The organism is Oerskovia sp. Root918, assembly GCF_001428945.1.
Lineage (GTDB): Bacteria > Actinomycetota > Actinomycetes > Actinomycetales > Cellulomonadaceae > Oerskovia > Oerskovia enterophila.
This window is the reverse complement of the sequence record NZ_LMJG01000012.1, coordinates 282,086-299,028: the sequence shown is the minus strand read 5'-3', so window position 1 is coordinate 299,028 and position 16,943 is coordinate 282,086. Positions and strand designations below refer to the sequence as shown.

At 72.1% G+C, this 16,943-nt stretch carries 13 protein-coding genes; 8 read left to right on the top strand and 5 right to left on the bottom strand.

The genetic code is table 11. From position 1 onward, the window contains the following. Window positions 1-55: 55 nt before the first annotated feature. On the top strand, window positions 56-1,552 hold the full coding sequence (radA, locus tag ASE27_RS10770) for a DNA repair protein RadA (RefSeq protein WP_056650016.1): 1,497 nt from the start codon (window positions 56-58) through the stop codon (window positions 1,550-1,552). Window positions 1,553-1,628: 76 nt separating this feature from the next. Further along, window positions 1,629-2,714 (top strand): DNA integrity scanning diadenylate cyclase DisA, encoded by a 1,086-nt coding sequence (disA, locus tag ASE27_RS10765; protein WP_056649680.1) that lies wholly within the window; start codon window positions 1,629-1,631, stop codon window positions 2,712-2,714. Window positions 2,715-3,144: 430 nt separating this feature from the next. On the opposite strand, the gene ASE27_RS10760 is transcribed toward disA, so the two are convergent. After that, window positions 3,145-3,993, bottom strand: a complete 849-nt coding sequence (locus ASE27_RS10760; RefSeq protein WP_157257534.1) for a hypothetical protein — start codon at window positions 3,991-3,993, stop codon at window positions 3,145-3,147. 122 nt (window positions 3,994-4,115) lie between these two features. On the opposite strand from ASE27_RS10760, the gene ASE27_RS10755 reads away from it, so the two are divergent. Beyond that, window positions 4,116-5,072: an A/G-specific adenine glycosylase gene (locus ASE27_RS10755; protein WP_082608799.1), complete on the top strand. Its 957-nt coding sequence runs from the start codon at window positions 4,116-4,118 to the stop codon at window positions 5,070-5,072. A gap of 58 nt (window positions 5,073-5,130) precedes the next feature. Here ASE27_RS10755 and ASE27_RS10750 read toward each other — a convergent pair whose 3' ends face one another. Both ASE27_RS10750 and ASE27_RS10745 read right to left on the bottom strand, forming a co-directional pair. Then, complete coding sequence (locus ASE27_RS10750; RefSeq protein ID WP_056649671.1) at window positions 5,131-5,658, bottom strand: amino-acid N-acetyltransferase; 528 nt, start codon at window positions 5,656-5,658, stop codon at window positions 5,131-5,133. Between the two features lie 37 nt (window positions 5,659-5,695). Further along, a complete protein-coding gene (locus ASE27_RS10745; RefSeq protein ID WP_056649669.1) occupies window positions 5,696-6,700 on the bottom strand; it encodes a sugar-binding transcriptional regulator in 1,005 nt (334 codons plus the stop codon). A gap of 240 nt (window positions 6,701-6,940) precedes the next feature. Here ASE27_RS10745 and ASE27_RS10740 point away from each other — a divergent pair, with 240 nt between their 5' ends. The 3 genes from ASE27_RS10740 to glpK all read left to right on the top strand — a co-directional run bounded on the left by ASE27_RS10740 (window position 6,941) and on the right by glpK (window position 11,325). Continuing rightward, a complete protein-coding gene (locus ASE27_RS10740) occupies window positions 6,941-8,689 on the top strand; it encodes a glycerol-3-phosphate dehydrogenase/oxidase (RefSeq protein ID WP_056649666.1) in 1,749 nt (582 codons plus the stop codon). Between the two features lie 214 nt (window positions 8,690-8,903). After that, window positions 8,904-9,665, top strand: a complete 762-nt coding sequence (locus tag ASE27_RS10735; RefSeq protein ID WP_056649663.1) for an MIP/aquaporin family protein — start codon at window positions 8,904-8,906, stop codon at window positions 9,663-9,665. 142 nt (window positions 9,666-9,807) lie between these two features. Beyond that, window positions 9,808-11,325, top strand: a complete 1,518-nt coding sequence (gene glpK / locus ASE27_RS10730; protein ID WP_056649659.1) for a glycerol kinase GlpK — start codon at window positions 9,808-9,810, stop codon at window positions 11,323-11,325. An 84-nt stretch (window positions 11,326-11,409) separates the two neighbouring features. On the opposite strand, the gene ASE27_RS10725 is transcribed toward glpK, so the two are convergent. Continuing rightward, a complete protein-coding gene (locus ASE27_RS10725; RefSeq protein ID WP_056649656.1) occupies window positions 11,410-11,802 on the bottom strand; it encodes a hypothetical protein in 393 nt (130 codons plus the stop codon). Between the two features lie 95 nt (window positions 11,803-11,897). Here ASE27_RS10725 and ASE27_RS10720 point away from each other — a divergent pair, with 95 nt between their 5' ends. Continuing rightward, on the top strand, window positions 11,898-13,196 hold the full coding sequence (locus tag ASE27_RS10720; RefSeq protein WP_056649653.1) for an alpha/beta fold hydrolase: 1,299 nt from the start codon (window positions 11,898-11,900) through the stop codon (window positions 13,194-13,196). Between the two features lie 79 nt (window positions 13,197-13,275). Here the strand turns inward: ASE27_RS10720 and ASE27_RS10715 are convergent, their stop codons facing one another. Beyond that, entirely contained in the window at window positions 13,276-14,775 is a 1,500-nt protein-coding gene (locus ASE27_RS10715) for an XRE family transcriptional regulator (RefSeq protein ID WP_082608798.1), read from the bottom strand. A 137-nt stretch (window positions 14,776-14,912) separates the two neighbouring features. Between ASE27_RS10715 and ASE27_RS10710 the strand changes: the two genes are divergently transcribed. After that, complete coding sequence (locus ASE27_RS10710) at window positions 14,913-16,868, top strand: phosphoenolpyruvate carboxykinase (GTP) (protein WP_082608797.1); 1,956 nt, start codon at window positions 14,913-14,915, stop codon at window positions 16,866-16,868. The last annotated feature ends 75 nt before the right edge of the window (window positions 16,869-16,943 follow it).

The window sequence follows — 16,943 nt, the reverse complement described above, 5'->3', positions numbered from 1 at the left end:
CTGGGCCCGCGGTGCGTGTCGGTGCGTGTGGGTGCCTGTCGCTAGCGTGGCGCCCGTGACGACATCGACCTCCGCGGGCTCGCGCGCCGCGAGCAAGCGCCCGGCCCGGCCCGCCTACCGTTGCGGCGAGTGCGGCTGGACCACGGCCAAGTGGGTCGGTCGCTGCGGCGAGTGCCAGGAGTGGGGCACCGTCACGGAGGAGGCCGCAGCGTCGGCAGGGCCGCGCACCGCGGCAGTCGCGCCCACGCGCTCCCCCGCCCGCCCCATCGGCGAGATCGACGTGGAGACCGCGCGGGCCACGCCCACGGGAGTCGCGGAGTTCGACCGCGTGCTGGGCGGCGGGATCGTCCCGGGGGCCGTGGTGCTGCTCGCCGGGGAGCCTGGAGTCGGCAAGTCGACGCTCCTGCTCAAGGTCGCGAGCAACGTCGCGGCCGGGGTGAGCGACAAGGCCGTGTCCCCGGAGGACGCCCCTCGCCCCGCCCCGAAGCCCCGCACGGTCCTGTACGTCACCGGCGAGGAGTCGGCCGGGCAGGTCAGGCTGCGTGCGGAGCGTGTCGGGGCGCTCGCCCCTGGCCTGCTGCTCGCGGCCGAGACGGACCTCGCGACGGTCCTGGGGCACATCGAGGCGACCGACCCGGACCTCCTGGTGGTGGACTCGGTGCAGACCATCGCCTCGGCCCAGGTCGACGGCGCCCCCGGCGGCGTGAGCCAGGTCCGCGAGGTCGCCGCCGCGCTGATCGCCGCGGCCAAGGAGCGCGACCTGCCCGTGATCCTCGTCGGGCACGTCACCAAGGACGGTTCGGTCGCCGGGCCCCGCACGCTCGAGCACCTCGTCGACGTCGTGTGCCAGTTCGAGGGCGACCGGCACTCCCGCCTGCGCCTCGTCCGCGCGATCAAGAACCGCTACGGCCCCACGGACGAGGTCGGGTGCTTCGACCTCTCGGAGACGGGCATCGTGGGACTGGCCGACCCCAGCGGGCTGTTCCTCTCGCACTCCGGGGCCGGCGTGCCCGGCACGTGCATCACCGTGACGCTCGAGGGCCGCCGGCCCCTCGCCCTCGAGATCCAGTCGCTCGTGGTCCCCAGCTCGTTGGCCAACCCGCGGCGCACCACGAGCGGGATCGACTCGAGCCGTCTCGCGATGATCCTGGCGGTCATGCACCGGCACGCCGGGGTCCGCCTCGTCGACCAGGACGTGTACGTCTCGACGATCGGCGGCGCACGGGTCAGCGAGCCCGCGGCGGACCTGTCCATCGCACTGGCCACGTTCTCGGCCCGCGAGGACCAAGTCATGCCCCCGGGAACCATCGCGATCGGCGAGGTCGGGCTGGCCGGGGACATCCGGCCGGTCGCGGGCCTCGACCGCCGGCTCGCCGAGGCCGCGCGGCTCGGCTTCACCCGGGCCGTGGTGCCGCACGGGTCGTCTCCCAAGCCCCCGGCGGGCATGACGGTCCTGCCGGCGCAGCACCTGGGAGAGGCCGTCGAGCTCGCGCGCGGCGGCCACCTGCCCCCGCAGCAGGAGCGCTCCCGGTTCGACGTCGGGCAACCGTGATCCCATCGTGACCTCCAGTTGTCCCCGAACGGCGTTTTCCTGCCCCTGAGACAACCTGGCAGCGTAAGATGCCCACGTGGCCAACTCCCCTGTGCATCCTGACGACCTGCTCCGGGAGACCCTCGCCGCAGTGGCCCCCGGTACCGAGCTCCGCGACGGGCTCGAGCGCATCCTTCGAGGTCGGACGGGCGCACTGATCGTGCTGGGCCTGGACAAGGTCGTCGAGACCATGTGCTCGGGAGGGTTCGTGCTGGACGTCGGCTTCTCGGCGACCCGGCTGCGCGAGCTCTCCAAGATGGACGGCGCCGTGGTCCTGGACCGCGACGCGAACCGGATCCTGCGCGCGGCCGTGCAGCTCCTCCCGGACCCCACGATCGAGACCACCGAGTCCGGCACGCGTCACCGCACGGCCGAGCGCGTCGCCAAGCAGAGCGGCTTCCCGGTCATCTCGGTGAGCCAGTCCATGCGGATCGTCGCGCTCTACGTCGGCGGCCTGCGCTACGTGCTCGAGGACTCGGACACCATCCTGTCGCGCGCCAACCAGGCGCTCGCGACGCTCGAGCGCTACCGCGCCCGCCTCGACGAGGTCAGCGGGACGCTGTCCGCCCTCGAGATCGAGGACCTCGTCACGGTCCGCGACGTGTGCGCCGTGGTCCAGCGCCTCGAGATGGTGGGGCGCATCTCCGAGGAGATCGCCGGCTACGTCGTCGAGCTCGGCACCGACGGCCGCCTCCTCGCGCTCCAGCTCGACGAGCTGATCGGCGGGATCGGCTCGGACCGCGAGTCCGTGATCCGCGACTACGTCGAGCTCAGCCGCAAGGAGCGCTCGCTCGCGGACGTCAAGAACGCGCTTGCCGCTCTGGACCAGACCCAGCTGCTCGACCTCACGATCATCGGCCGGGTCCTCGAGCTGCCCGGAGGTGGCGAGGCGCTCGACGCCGCGGTCGCACCGCACGGGTACCGCCTGCTCTCCAAGGTCCCCCGCCTGCCGGGCACCATCATCGACCGCCTGGTCACGCACTTCGGCGGGCTGCAGAAGCTGCTCGCGGCCAGCATCGACGACCTCATGGCCGTGGACGGCGTGGGCGAGCAGCGTGCCCGAGCAGTCCGTGAGGGCCTGTCACGGCTCGCGGAGTCGAGCATCCTCGAGCGGTACGTCTAGGACCGAGCGGTAGCTGCGGGAACTCTTCTGGTCGCTTGCCTCGCAGCCGACCAGTTGTCAGAAGTGGGCCGGTGCAAACCCCGGCCCAGCTCTGACAACCAAGCCGACCCGACGAGCTGGCAGCCAACCCACCCGACCACCCGATCAGTTGTCAGAAGTGGGCCGGCGCAAACCCCGGCCCAGCTCTGACAACCAAGCCGACCCGACGAGCTGGCAGCCAACCCACCCGACCACCCGATCAGTTGTCAGAAGCGAGCCGGTGCTTACCCCGGCCCAGCTCTGACAACCAAGCATCGAACGCAACGGCCCAGGTGGCGCGGGCGTACGCGCAGCGCACACGTCGCAGGCAGGGGGCCAGGCAGGGGGCGCTGCCCGGGAGCACGACGGTCCGTGCCCCGGGTGTGGGCGTGCGCGCGGGAGCTGCCCAGCGCTACGGAGTGGCCCCGTCAGCGGGAGGAACCGCCCCGTCCGCAGGAGCAGTCCCGTCATCCGGGGCCGTCTCCCCGGTCGCAGCCGGGTCTCCCTCAGCAGGAGGCACCGCCCCGTCGGCCGGCGGCACCGCGCCGTCGACGGGCGCCTCGGTCGCGGGTGGCGTCTCGACCGGCGGCGGTGGCGGCGCGAGGAGCGTGAACACCACGGGCGCACTCGTCAGCCCGGCCACCTCGGTCGACGCGACGACCGCGCTGTAGTCCCCTGCTCCGGGTGCCGGCAGGTCGGCGGGGCACTCCGCGGCCGACCGCACGCGGGCCCAGTCCACGGTCTGGGGATATGCGTCGCCGGGGGCCATGAGGAGCACCTTCTTGGCGGGCGGGCAGTCGACCGACGACCAGATGCGGTCCTCGCCCGAGGTCACGACGAGCTCGAGCGAGGCGGGGGACGCGTCGACGAAGCAGGGCCGCCGGCCGACGTGCGTGAGCGTGAGCGAGAAGGACGGGTTCTCGCCGTCGGCGTACGAGGCCTTCGACACCGTGAGCCCGAGCGTGAGGTCCTTGACCTCGCACTTCTTGTAGCCGCCGGTCGCGACGGCCTGCGGCGGGGGTGGCGCGACCTTGCCGTGGGGCTCGTCGGCGAGCAGTCCGGTGCCGAACGCGATCGCCGCCTTGACGAGCATCACGACGCCGACGACGATCACCGCGAGCAGGACGAGCGCGACGACCCGCCGCACCCTCAGGGTCCGGGAGGTGGGCCTGCCCGACGACGTCCCGCCCGCCCCGTCTGCCGGGCGCCCCTGGACCGGGGTCGCCCCGGTCGGTGGCCGGGTGCCTCGCGGCGTGCTCACGTGCGGCTCCGTTCGACGGTCGGCGCGGGGCGTTCCCGCACTGGGGCAACGGTACGTCCCGCGCGGGACGGTTCGGTCACTGCCACACCGCGCCCTCGCGCATCGGCGAGAATGGTCGGATCATGCCGCTCTCCTCCACCACGCTCGACGCCGCCGCTCCCCGCACCGGAACCCGCGCCGCCCTGGCGAGCCTCCCCGCCCCGGACCCGCACGCGGACCTGCGCGACGCCGTCGGGCGATGGTTCGCTGCGAACGCCCGCGACCTGCCGTGGCGGCGCGACGACTGCTCCCCCTGGGGCGTCCTGGTCAGCGAGGTCATGCTCCAGCAGACGCCCGTGGTGCGGGTCGAGCCCGCGTGGCGCGCCTGGATGGACCGCTGGCCCGAGCCCGCGGACCTGGCCGCGGCCTCGACGGCCGACGTGCTGCGCGCCTGGGGGCGCCTCGGCTACCCGCGCCGGGCCCTGCGCCTGCAGGACTGTGCGCGCGCCGTCGTCGAACGGCACGGGGGCCGCGTCCCGCAGGACGCGGGCGAGCTGCTCGCGCTGCCGGGCGTCGGCGAGTACACGGCCGCGGCGGTGACGGCGTTCGCGCACGGTCGGCGGGCCGTCGTCGTCGACACGAACGTGCGGCGCGTCCTGGCGCGCGCGGTGTCGGGGACGGCGCTGCCTGCGCCGTCGTACACCGCGGCCGAGCGTCGGCTCGCGACCCTGGTCGCGCCGACCGAGGACGACGACGCGGCCCTGTGGGCCGCGGCCTCGATGGAGCTGGGCGCGCTCGTGTGCACGGCACGCTCGCCGCGCTGCGACGAGTGCCCGGTCGCGGACCTGTGCGCGTGGCGTGCGGCGGGCTGCCCGCCGGACGAGCACGCAGCCCGACGGCGTACCCAGGCCTGGGAGGGCACCGACCGGCAGGCGCGGGGCCGGGTCATGGGCGCGCTGCGCGCGGCGGACGGTCCGGTGCACCGCGACGCGGTCGCGGGACTGTGGCCGGACGCTGCCCAGCTCGGGAGGTGCGTCGCGAGCCTCGTCGAGGACGGGCTGCTCGAGCAGGACGGCGACGTCTACCGTCTCCCGGCCTGAGCCCGCCGGCCCTCCGGACGACGGACGACGACCTCCGGGCGGCGAACGCCCGGGCGCCTCAGAGCGTGATGAGCATGCGCGTGTTGCCGAGCGTGTTGGGCTTCACGCGGGCGAGGTCGAGGAACTCGGCCACGCCGTCGTCGTGCGAGCGCAGGAGCTCGGCATAGACGTCGGGCGAGACGGGCGTCCCGTCGATCGCCTCGAACCCGTGCGCCCGGAAGAAGTCGACCTCGAACGTCAGGCAGAAGACCCGTCGGAGCCCCAGGGCGCGGGCGCGGTCGAGGAGCTCGACCACGAGCTGGTGCCCCACCCTGTGGCCGCGCCAGGCCTGGTCCACCGCGAGCGTGCGGATCTCGGCGAGGTCGTCCCACATGACGTGCAGCGCGCCGCACCCGACGACCTCGGAGGCGCCCGGCTCCCCCACGTCCGCGACGACGAACTCCTGCACGGCCTCGTAGTAGCCGACCATCTCCTTGGCCAGGAGGATGCGGGCCTGCGCGTAGGGCTCGACGAGCCCGCGGATGGCCCGCACGTCCGCCGGAAGGGCAGGGCGGAGCGTCAGGGTGGGGGTCGAGGTGCTCGTCACGCGCCCAATCTACGCCGCGACGCGGCCCGATGCGTAATCATGCACCCGAATGCATACTCTCATTGCGCGTGCGTGCGACCGCGATCCGGCCCGTCTCCTGCTCGATCAGGTGCGATGCCGTGATCTCGTCGACGACCAGGTGCGTGACGACCCCGGCGCGCAAGGCCGCACGCAGCGGCGCGACCTTGTTGTCCCCCGCGACCGCGCAGATGCGCTGCGGGATCCGCCGGAGCTCGTCGGGCCCCGGGCCCGTGGCGCGCTCGTTGAGCGCGATGTCGCGGTACGTGCCATCGGCCCGCAGGAACACCGTGCACACGTCCCCCACGACCCCCTCGGCGTCGAGCACCGCGATGTCCTCGGGCTCGAGGTAGCCCGCCGAGTAGACGTGGCTCGGGACGCCACCCGAGACGGCGCCCACGGAGAACAGCGCGACGTCGGCCCGCCGCTGGACGTCCAGCACGCGCCGGACCGACCGCTCGCGCCACATCGCCTGCTTGGTCTCGGCGTAGTCGAAGAACGCGGGGACTGGGAAATGGTGCACGTGCGCGTCGAACGCCTCGCCGAACCCGGCGATCAGGTCACCCGCGTAGTGCACCCCGGAGGTCCGGGTGTTCGCGGCCCCGTTGAGCTGCACGACGGCGGACCCTCGGGTCGGCTTGCGGCTCAGGTGCCGGGAGATCGCCGCGAGCGTCGTGCCCCATGCGATGCCGAGGATCATGTCGGAGTCGAACCACGAGCCGAGCAGGCGTGCGGTCGTCAGGGCGACCTGGTCGAGCCGGTCGACCTGCTGCGTCGAGTCCGGGACGGGCACGACGTAGGCGTCGATGCCGTACGTGGCCGAGATGTGCGCGCCCAGCCCCGGCGCCCGACTCTGCGTTGGCCGGAGCGTGATCTCCACCAGACCTGTCTCACGGGCCTTCTTGACCAGCCGCGAGACCGTCGACCGCGAGGTCCTCAGGTGCTTCGCGATCGCCTCCATCTTCATGTCCTGGAGGTAGTACATCGAGGCCGCCCGCAGGACGTCCTGCTCCCGATCCGCCATCTGCCGGTCTCCCACCACTGTTGCACGTTTGTGCACTGCGCTTGCGCGAACGTTCCTGACATGTTGACGTTAATACGTGCAGCGGCATTTCGACAGCGCTGTGCCACGGAACGGTGCCCGCTCGGGGACCGGGTCGTACCGCTAGCGCGGGACGCACACCCGTGGGAACGTCACAGTGAGACGTAGTTCCCGCTGTGTCCCTCGGGATGCACCAGTTCGACGACGAGAGAAGGCCATCGGATGACTTCCAGCAGACTCACCGCAGAGTCTCGCCAGCAGGCGCTGTCAGCGCTCGAGGCGAGCACCAGCGCGGACCAGGAGCTCGACGTCCTCGTGATCGGCGGAGGCGTGACCGGAGCGGGCATCGCCCTCGACTCCGTGACCCGTGGCCTCTCGACCGCGATCGTCGAGGCCCAGGACTGGGCCTCCGGGACGTCGAGCAGGTCGAGCAAGCTGGTCCACGGCGGGTTGCGCTACCTGCAGATGCTCGACTTCCACCTGGTCCACGAGGCGCTGACCGAGCGCGACCTGCTCATCAAGGACCTCGCGCCGCACCTCGTGCGCCCGGTCCCGTTCCTGTACCCGCTCGAGCACCGCGTGTGGGAGCGTGCCTACGTCGGCGCCGGGATCGCGCTGTACGACACGCTCGCGAGCATGGCCCCGGGCAAGCGGGCGCTGCCGCTGCACCGCCACCTCTCGCGCAAGCAGATGGAGCGCAAGTTCCCCGACCTCGCGCACGACGCCGCGATCGGTGCCGTCCAGTACTGGGACGCCTCGGTCGACGACGCACGCCTGGTCTCCACCCTGATCCGCACCGCGGCCTCCTACGGGGCACACGCCGCGTCCCGGACCCAGGTCGTCGAGCTGACCAAGGGCTCGACGGGCGCGGTCAACGGCGCGATCCTCGAGGACCTCGAGACGGGCAGGCGCATCACGGTCCGCGCCCGCGCCGTCATCAACGCGACGGGCGTGTGGACCGAGGACACCGAGGCCCTCGCCGGCACCGACGGCGGGCTGCGCGTCCTGGCCTCGAAGGGCGTCCACATCGTCGTCCCGCGCGAGCGCATCAAGGGCCAGGTCGGCCTGATCCTGCAGACCGAGAAGTCGGTCCTCTTCATCATCCCGTGGTCCCGCTACTGGGTCATCGGCACGACCGACACCCCCTGGGAGCAGGAGCTCACGCACCCGGTCGCCACGTCCGCGGACATCGAGTACATCCTCGAGCACGCGAACGCGGTCCTCGCCCAGCCCCTGACGCGCGACGACATCATCGGGACCTACGCGGGCCTGCGCCCGCTGCTCCAGCCCGGCACCAAGGAGGGCACCAGCTCGGCCAAGGTCTCGCGCGAGCACACCACGGCCTCCCCCACCCCGGGTCTCACGGTCATCGCGGGCGGCAAGCTCACGACGTACCGGGTCATGGCCAAGGACGCGGTCGACTTCGCGATCGGCCAGCGTGCCGCGGCCCTGCCGTCGATCACGGACAAGATCCCGCTGCTCGGTGCGGTCGGCCTCGACGCGGTCCGGCGCCAGGCGCGGCCGTGGGCCTCGAAGTTCGGCTGGACCCCGCAGATGGTCGACCACCTGCTCCACCGCTACGGCTCGAACCTGCGAGACATCGTCGCGCTGTGCCAGGCCGACCCCTCGCTCGCCAAGCCGCTCGAGCACGCCCCCGCGTACCTGCGGGCCGAGATCAGCTACGGCGTGACCCACGAGGGCGCCCTCCACCTGGAGGACCTCCTGCTGCACCGCACGCGCCTGAACTACGAGGTGCTCGACCGCGGTCTCGGCGCACTCCCCGAGATCGCCGACATCGCCGCCCCGCTCCTCGGCTGGACTGCCGAGCAGAAGGCCGCGGAGATCGCTTCCTACACGGCACGCGCCGGAGCCGAGGAGGCCGCCGAGCAGGAGCCCGACGACGCCGCGGCCGAGCGCACGCGCCTCGCAGCAGACGACGTCGCACCGCTCAAGCCGCTCGACGCCTCCTGACGAACCCGCCCTCCTGACCACCGGAGCCCCAAGCTCCCCGAGAACAACTTCATCCGCCGGTCCCCGGCCCGCTCGGCTCGCGCCGGGCGACGTCGGGGCTGGCACACCCCCCCAACCTCACGGGTGCGCACCTCGCGGCGCACACCGGGGCCCCGCCGCACGGATGCGCCGGGGTGGTTGCGACAACGAAGTCCACCAAGAAAGAGAGAAGCTGATGGACACACTCCTCCTCAACGCCTTCTGGTCCGAGATACTCGGCACCGCGACCCTGATCCTGATGGGCGCTGGCGTCGTAGCCAACGTGATCCTCCCCAAGACCAAGGGCTTCAACGGCGGCTGGCTCCTCATCAACTTCGGATGGGGCCTTGCCGTCTTCACTGGTGTCTACGTCGCCTACAAGTCGGGGGCTCACCTCAACCCGGCCGTGACCATCGGTCTGTTCACCGCGGACCGCCCCTTCTTCTCGGTCACCGGCCCCGAGGGGATGGTCACCGCGACGATCGAGCCGACCGTGAGCAACATGTTCATGTACTTCGGCGCGCAGATGATCGGTGCGATCCTCGGTGCCGTGCTCGCGTTCATCGCCTACAAGAAGCACTTCGACGAGGACGCTCCCGCCGCGACCAAGCTCGCGGTCTTCTCGACCGGCCCCGAGCTCCGCTCCTACGGCTGGAACTTCATCACCGAGGTCATCGCGACCTTCGTGCTCGTGTTCTTCGTCGTGGCGTCCGGCAACACCCCGTCGGGCCTCGGCCCGCTCGCGGTCGCGCTGGTCGTGGTCGGTATCGGTGCGTCCCTCGGTGGTCCCACCGGGTACGCGATCAACCCTGCTCGTGACCTCGGCCCGCGCATCGCCCACGCCCTCCTGCCCATCAAGGGCAAGGGTTCGAGCGACTGGGCCTACTCGTGGGTCCCGGTCGCCGGTCCCCTCGTCGGCGGCGTGCTCGCCGGCCTCCTCGGGGCAGCCTGGGGCTGACCTGCTCCCTCCGCGTGACCGGGACGGGGCGACCCGCCCCGGTCACGCGACCACCCGCCGTCGGGCACGGCGACCCTTCGTGAACTCCCGCCGCGCAGCGCGGCACCCGCTCAACCACACCGACGTGAAGGACTGACACACCATGGCCGACTACGTTCTCGCCATCGACCAGGGAACCACCAGCTCCCGGGCCATCGTCTTCAACCACTCCGGGGAGATCGTCTCCTCCGGCCAGCTCGAGCACGACCAGATCTTCCCGCGAGCCGGCTGGGTCGAGCACAACCCCGAGCAGATCTGGAACAACGTGCGCGAGGCCGTGGGTCTCGCACTGACCCGCGCGAACGTGACCTACACCGACATCGCCGCGGTCGGCATCACCAACCAGCGCGAGACCGCGGTCGTGTGGAACCGCAAGACGGGCAAGCCCGTCTACAACGCGATCGTCTGGCAGGACACCCGGACGCAGAAGATCGTCGACGAGCTCGGCGGCGAGGCGGGCCCCGAGAAGTACAAGGCGATCGTCGGCCTGCCCCTCGCGACCTACTTCTCCGGTCCCAAGGTCAAGTGGATCCTCGACAACGTCGAGGGCGCCCGCGAGGCGGCCGACGCCGGCGACCTCGTGTTCGGCAACACCGACACCTGGGTCCTGTGGAACATGACGGGCGGCGTCGACGGCGGCGTGCACGTCACCGACGTGACCAACGCGTCGCGCACCATGCTCATGGACCTCGACACCCTGAGCTGGCGCGAGGACATCGCCGCCGACATGGGCATCCCCCTCTCCATGCTCCCGGAGATCAAGTCGTCCTCCGAGGTCTACGGAAAGGGTCGCCCCGGCGGGCTCCTCCCCGGCGTCCCGATCGCGGGCATCCTGGGCGACCAGCAGGCCGCGACGTTCGGCCAGGCGTGCTTCGAGGTCGGGCAGGCCAAGAACACGTACGGCACGGGCAACTTCATGCTGCTCAACACGGGCACCGAGAAGGTCATGAGCGAGAACGGCCTGCTGACCACGGTCTGCTACAAGATCGGCGACCAGCCGGCCCGCTACGCGCTCGAGGGCTCGATCGCCGTCACGGGCTCGCTCATCCAGTGGCTGCGCGACAACCTGGGCATGTTCTCGGACGCGCCCGACGTCGAGTGGCTCGCCCGCAAGGTCGACGACAACGGTGGCGCGTACTTCGTGCCCGCGTTCTCGGGTCTGTTCGCACCGCACTGGCGCTCCGACGCCCGTGGTGCGCTCGTGGGCCTCACGCGCTACGTCAACAAGAACCACATCGCGCGCGCCGCGCTCGAGGCCGTCGCGTTCCAGACCCGCGAGGTCCTGGACGCCATGAACGCGGACTCGGGCGTCGACCTCACCGAGCTGCGCGTCGACGGCGGCATGGTGCAGAACGAGCTGCTCATGCAGTTCCAGGCGGACCAGCTCGGCGTGGACGTCGTGCGGCCCAAGGTCGCGGAGACGACGGCGCTCGGTGCCGCGTACGCCGCGGGCATCGCGGTCGGGTTCTGGCAGGGCGAGCAGGACGTCATCGCCAACTGGGCCGAGGACAAGCGCTGGAGCCCGTCGATGGACGAGGGCGAGCGCGAGCGTCTCTACCGCAACTGGAAGAAGGCCGTGAGCAAGACCCTCGACTGGGTCGACGAGGACGTCGAGAAGTAGTCCTTCTCGCAGCCTCGCCGGAGCCGGCGTGACCAGGAGGTCACGCCGGCTCCGGCGTGTCAGGAACCAACCGGCTCCGGCGTGTCAGGAACCGACCGGCTCCGGCGTGTCGCCCGGTCGGACGATGCGCCCGTCGTCGCTCACGAGGCCGACCGCGACCCCGGTCGCCGCAGCGATGCGCAGGCACGCAGCCTGCGCCGCGCGCGCCTGGGACCAGCCGAACGCGACGTAGAGCAGCTCACGCCCGATCGAGTAGTCGGCCAGGCGGGGATCGTCGACGTCCTCGTCGGCGTCCGGCCCGTTCATCGGCGGGAACTCCTGGGCCAGCGCGTCGTAGAACGTCCGGAGGGCGACGGACGTGACCGCGGGGTCCGTGTAGTCGTGGTCCTCGCCCCACTCGGCCTGCTCCTCGAACCATGCCTCGAACCCGTCGTCGTCCACGGTCTCCGTGGCGAACACGGCGATGTCGTAGCTCATGCCTGCCTCCTTCTCGATCCTGAGGTTGCACGCTACGGATCGCCTCCGACACACCCAGCCTCCAGGACCGGCTCGCGCTCGATAGGCTCGTCGCCATGACCTCCGTGAGCTGCACGATCCCCGGGATGCACGTCACCGACCACGTGGTCGAGGTCCCCCTCGACTGGTTCGACGAGACCGACTCACGCCGGATCACGGTCTTCGTGCGCGAGCTGGTCGACCCGGTCCGGCGGCGCGAGGACCTGCCCCTGCTCGTGTTCCTCCAGGGCGGCCCGGGCGGCAAGGGGCCACGGCCCACCGGGCCCGAGGGGTGGGTCGGGACCATGCTCGCGACGCACCGCGTGATCCTGCTCGACCAGCGCGGCACGGGCCGCAGCTCGGCCGTGCGCGGGCGCCACCTGGCAGCGCTCGGCGACGCGGCCGCGCAGGCCGAGTACCTCTCGCACTTCCGCGCGGACTCGATCGTGGCCGACGCCGAGCACGTGCGCCGCACGCTGTTCGGCGGTCGCCGCTGGGAGTCGCTCGGGCAGAGCTACGGCGGCTTCCTCACGCTCACGTACCTGTCACGCGCCGCCGAGGGCCTCTCGGCCTGCTACGTCACGGGCGGGCTCGCGGGCATCGAGGCCGACGCGACCGAGGTCTACCGCCGCACCTACCCGCGCACCGCGGCCAAGAACGCTCGCTTCGCGTCGCGCTTCCCCGACGACGTCGCACGCCTCGCGCGCATCGCGGACAGGATCGCGGTGGGGGACGTCACTCTGCCCGACGGCGACACGCTCTCGGTGCGACGCCTCCAGACGCTCGGCATGGACTTCGGCATGAAGCCGGGCTTCGAGCGTGTGCACTGGCTGCTCGACGAGGCGTTCGACCACGACGACGAGGACCTGAGCGACACGTTCCTCAGCGAGGTCCGGGACCTGACCTCGTACTGGACGAACCCGCTGTACGCGGTGCTGCACGAGTCGATCTACGCCTCGGGCCGCGGGGCCACGGGCTGGGCCGCCGAGGGGGTCCGCGCCGAGCACCCGGAGTTCTCCCCCGAGGCCCGGCCGCTGCTCTTCACGGGCGAGATGATCTACCCCTGGATGTTCGAGGAGATCGCGGGGCTCCGCGCGTTCCGCGGGGCGGCCGAGGAGCTGGCCCGCCGCGAGGAGTGGACCGTGCTGTACGACCTGGACGTGCTCGCGGCCAACGAGGTCCCGGTCGCCGCGGCCGTCTACTACGACGACATGTTCGTCGACGCCCACCTGTCGCTCGACACGGCCTCGCGCGTCGGGAACGTGCAGGCGCTCGTCACGAACGAGTTCGAGCACGACGGGCTGCGCACGGGCGACGTCCTGGAGCGGCTGCTGCCGCTCGTCGACCAGCAGGGCGGGCCGCTGCGCGACGTGTGACGACGTGCGACGCCGTCAGCGAGGCGGGCGCGACGTGGGCGGGCCAGGGCAGGCAGGGCGAGCGCCGGCCCGGCCCACCTCACTCCGCGCCGGGCGTCGGCGCGTGCTTCTCGAGGAACGCGTAGACCTCTGAGGCGTCAACCCCGGGGAACGACCCCGAGGGCAGTGCCGACAGCACGTGCTGGTGCATGCGCGCGCTGGGCCACGCGACCTCCTCCCAGCGGCGCGCGAGCTGGGCCTGGGGCCGGCGGCAGCAGGCCTCGTCGGGGCAGGTCGAGGCGCGCCGCGCGGTCGTCTCGCGTCCCCGGAACCACTTGGCCGAGGCGAACGGGACCCCGACCGTGATCGAGAACTCGCCCGTCGTCGTCGTGCCCGTCTGCGTGCTGCACCAGAACGTGCCCGCCGGGGTGTCCGTGTACTGGTAGGACTCGGTCGCCCGGTCGCGGCGCGCGAAGGCCTCGCGTGCCGCCCACCGGCGGCAGACCAGCTGCCCCTCGATGGCCCCCGTGACGTCGGCCGGGAACGGCAGACCGTCGTTCGCGTAGCCGCGGTAGAGGGCGCCGTCGTCGCCCACGCGCATGAAGTGCACGGGGATGCCCAGGCGCGACGTCGCGAGGTTCGTGAAGCGCTGCGACGCGGCCTCGTGCGAGACGCCGAACGCGTCGCGGAAGTCCTCGACCGCGAGGTCCTTCTCCTTCTTGCGCTGCTCGAGGAACTCGACCGCTGCGGACTGGGGCATGAGGCAGCACGCCGCGAAGTAGGTGATCTCGACGCGCTGGCGCAGGAAGTGCGCGTACGACGTGGGCCGCTGGTGCCCGAGCACGCGGTGCGCGATGGCCTGCAGACCGAGCGAGCGCAGGCCGTGGCTCCCGGGGATCGAGGCCGGCGGCAGGTAGATGCGGCCGTTGCGCAGGTCCGTGACGGTGCGGGTCGAGTGCGGCAGGTCGTCGACGTGGAGCAGCGTGAAGCCGAGCTGCTCGGCCATGCGAGCAACGGTGCGGTGGGTGAGCGCACCCACGCGGTAGCCGGCCCGGCGCGTCATCTCCTCGGCGAGGTCCTCGAGCTCGGGGATGTAGTTGTTGCGCGACTGGCGCTCGAGGCGCAGCTCGGTGTTGGCGCGGCGTGCCTCCTCGGGCGTCGCGATGGCCTCCGACGCGCGCCGGGCGAGCTCGCCGTGCAGCCCCACGAGGTTCTCCAGGACCGGCATGGGCAGCTTCTGGGAGGCCTTGACCGACGGCAGCCCCAGGGTCGCGAAGAGGGGGCCTCGCTGGGCCCGGTCCAGCTCGATCTCGAGCGCGGCCCGGCGCGACGGCGGCTCGTCCGCGAGCAGGTCCGTCACCGTGACGTCGAGCGCGCCCGCGAGCGCCTGGAGCAGCGAGAGCCGGGGTTCACGCTTGCCGTTCTCGATGAGCGACAGGAGGCTCGCGGTGGTCCCCACCTGCGCACCGAGGGCGTCGAGGGTGAGCTCCCGACCGGTCCGGAACCAGCGGATCCGGCGGCCCAGCGTGATGAGGTCGGTGGTCGCGGGAGCCAGGACCTCGGGGGTCGTGGGGATCTTGCGGTCTTCGTCGACGGCCATTCCTTGACTCTATGTCAAGAACCGCAATTCTTGACACGGTTCTGGGTGGAAAACTGCGCCGTTCCGGGTCGAAGGTGGAAACAGCAGGACACACGCCCACCGGGCGAACGCCCCCGCCCAGGACCGGAGACCCGATCATGACCGTGACCGCCAACCCTCGCCGCACCCACCTCGCCGCCCTCGCCGAGGAGCTGCCCGACGTGCTCGCCACGCCCCTGGCCGGTGCGGCGTTCGGCCCCGGTGCCCGATCCGCCGTCGTTGCGGACCGCGACCCGCGCGCCTGGGTCCGCGAGATCGCCGACCTGACCGAGCCCGACTCGGTCGTGTGGTGCGACGGGTCCGCGGCCGAGAAGCAGCGGCTGATCGACCTCATGGTCGACGCGGGCACGCTCCTGCCGCTCGACCCCGAGCTGCGACCGGGCAGCTACCTCGCCCGGTCGAACCCGAGCGACGTGGCCCGCGTCGAGTCCCGCACGTTCATCTGCTCGCAGGACGAGGCCGACGCGGGGCCCACCAACAACTGGCGCGAGCCCGACGTGATGCGCGCCGAGCTGCGCGGGGTGTTCGACGGCTCGATGCGGGGTCGGACCATGTACGTCGTGCCGTTCTCGATGGGACCGGTCGGCGGCCCCATCTCGCAGGTCGGCATCCAGGTCACCGACTCCCCGTACGTCGTGGTGAGCATGGGCGTCATGACGCGGGTCGGCAGCGACGTCCTGGCCCTGATCGACGCGGGCGCGCCGTTCGTGCCGGCCGTCCACTCGGTGGGCGCGCCGCTCGTGGTCGACCGCCCCGACGGTTCGGTCGACCTCCACGAGGACGTCGCGTGGCCCTGCAACGACACCAAGTACATCGCGCACTTCCCCGAGACCCGGGAGATCTGGTCGTACGGCTCCGGGTACGGCGGCAACGCCCTGCTCGGCAAGAAGTGCTTCGCGCTGCGCATCGCCTCGGCCATGGCACGCGACGAGGGCTGGCTCGCCGAGCACATGCTGCTCATCCGGGCCACGTCGCCCGAGGGGCGCGCCTACCACCTCGCCGCGGCGTTCCCGTCGGCGTGCGGCAAGACGAACCTCGCGATGCTCCAGCCGACCGTCCCGGGGTGGAAGGTCGAGACCATCGGCGACGACATCGCGTGGCTCCGCCCCGGTCCGGACGGGACGCTGCGCGCGATCAACCCCGAGGCAGGGTTCTTCGGCGTCGCGCCCGGCACGGGCATCGACACCAACCCGGTCGCGGTCGCGACGTTCGCCCGCGACACGATCTTCACCAACGTCGCCCTGACCGACGACGGCGACGTCTGGTGGGAGGGACTCACCCCCGAGGCCCCCGAGCACCTGATCGACTGGCGCGGTGACGACTGGACGCCCGCCGACGGGGCCGCGGGCACGCCCGCCGCGCACCCCAACTCCCGGTTCACGGTCGCAGCCGCCCAGTGCCCCACGATCGCCGACACCTGGGAGGACCCCGCGGGCGTCCCGATCGACGCGATCGTCTTCGGCGGGCGTCGCGCGACCAACGTGCCGCTCGTCGCCCAGGCCTACAGCTGGGAGCACGGCGTGTTCATGGGAGCCACCATCTCGTCCGAGCGCACCGCCGCGGCCGAGGGCGCACTGGGCGAGCTGCGCCGCGACCCCTTCGCGATGCTGCCGTTCTGCGGGTACAACATGGCGGACCACTGGGCCCACTGGCTGAGCGTCGGGGCAGGGCTCGACCCGGCCAAGCGGCCCAAGATCTTCCAGGTCAACTGGTTCCGCAAGGGGGCCGACGGCTCGTTCCTGTGGCCCGGGTTCGGGGAGAACTCGCGCGTGGTCGAGTGGATCGCCCAGCAGGTCGACCGGTCCCGCGGCCTGCGGACGGACGCGGGTGCGGTGACGAGCGCCGTCGGGCTGCTGCCTGCCGAGGGTGCGCTGGACGTCGACGGGCTCGACCTCCCGCAGGGTGCCCTCGAGGCGCTGTTCGAGGTCGACGCCGCGTCGTGGCTCGCGGAGACCGAGCTCACGAGCGAGTTCTTCGACACGTTCGGCGACCGGGTCCCGGACCAGCTGTGGGCACAGCTGGCGCGGCTGCGGTCGCGGCTCGGGGCCGAGTGAGGCGGCGCCCTCCTCGCCGAGGGTGACGCATGCGCCCGCCGCGGGAGACCAGTGGTCTCCCGCGGCGGGCGCTCC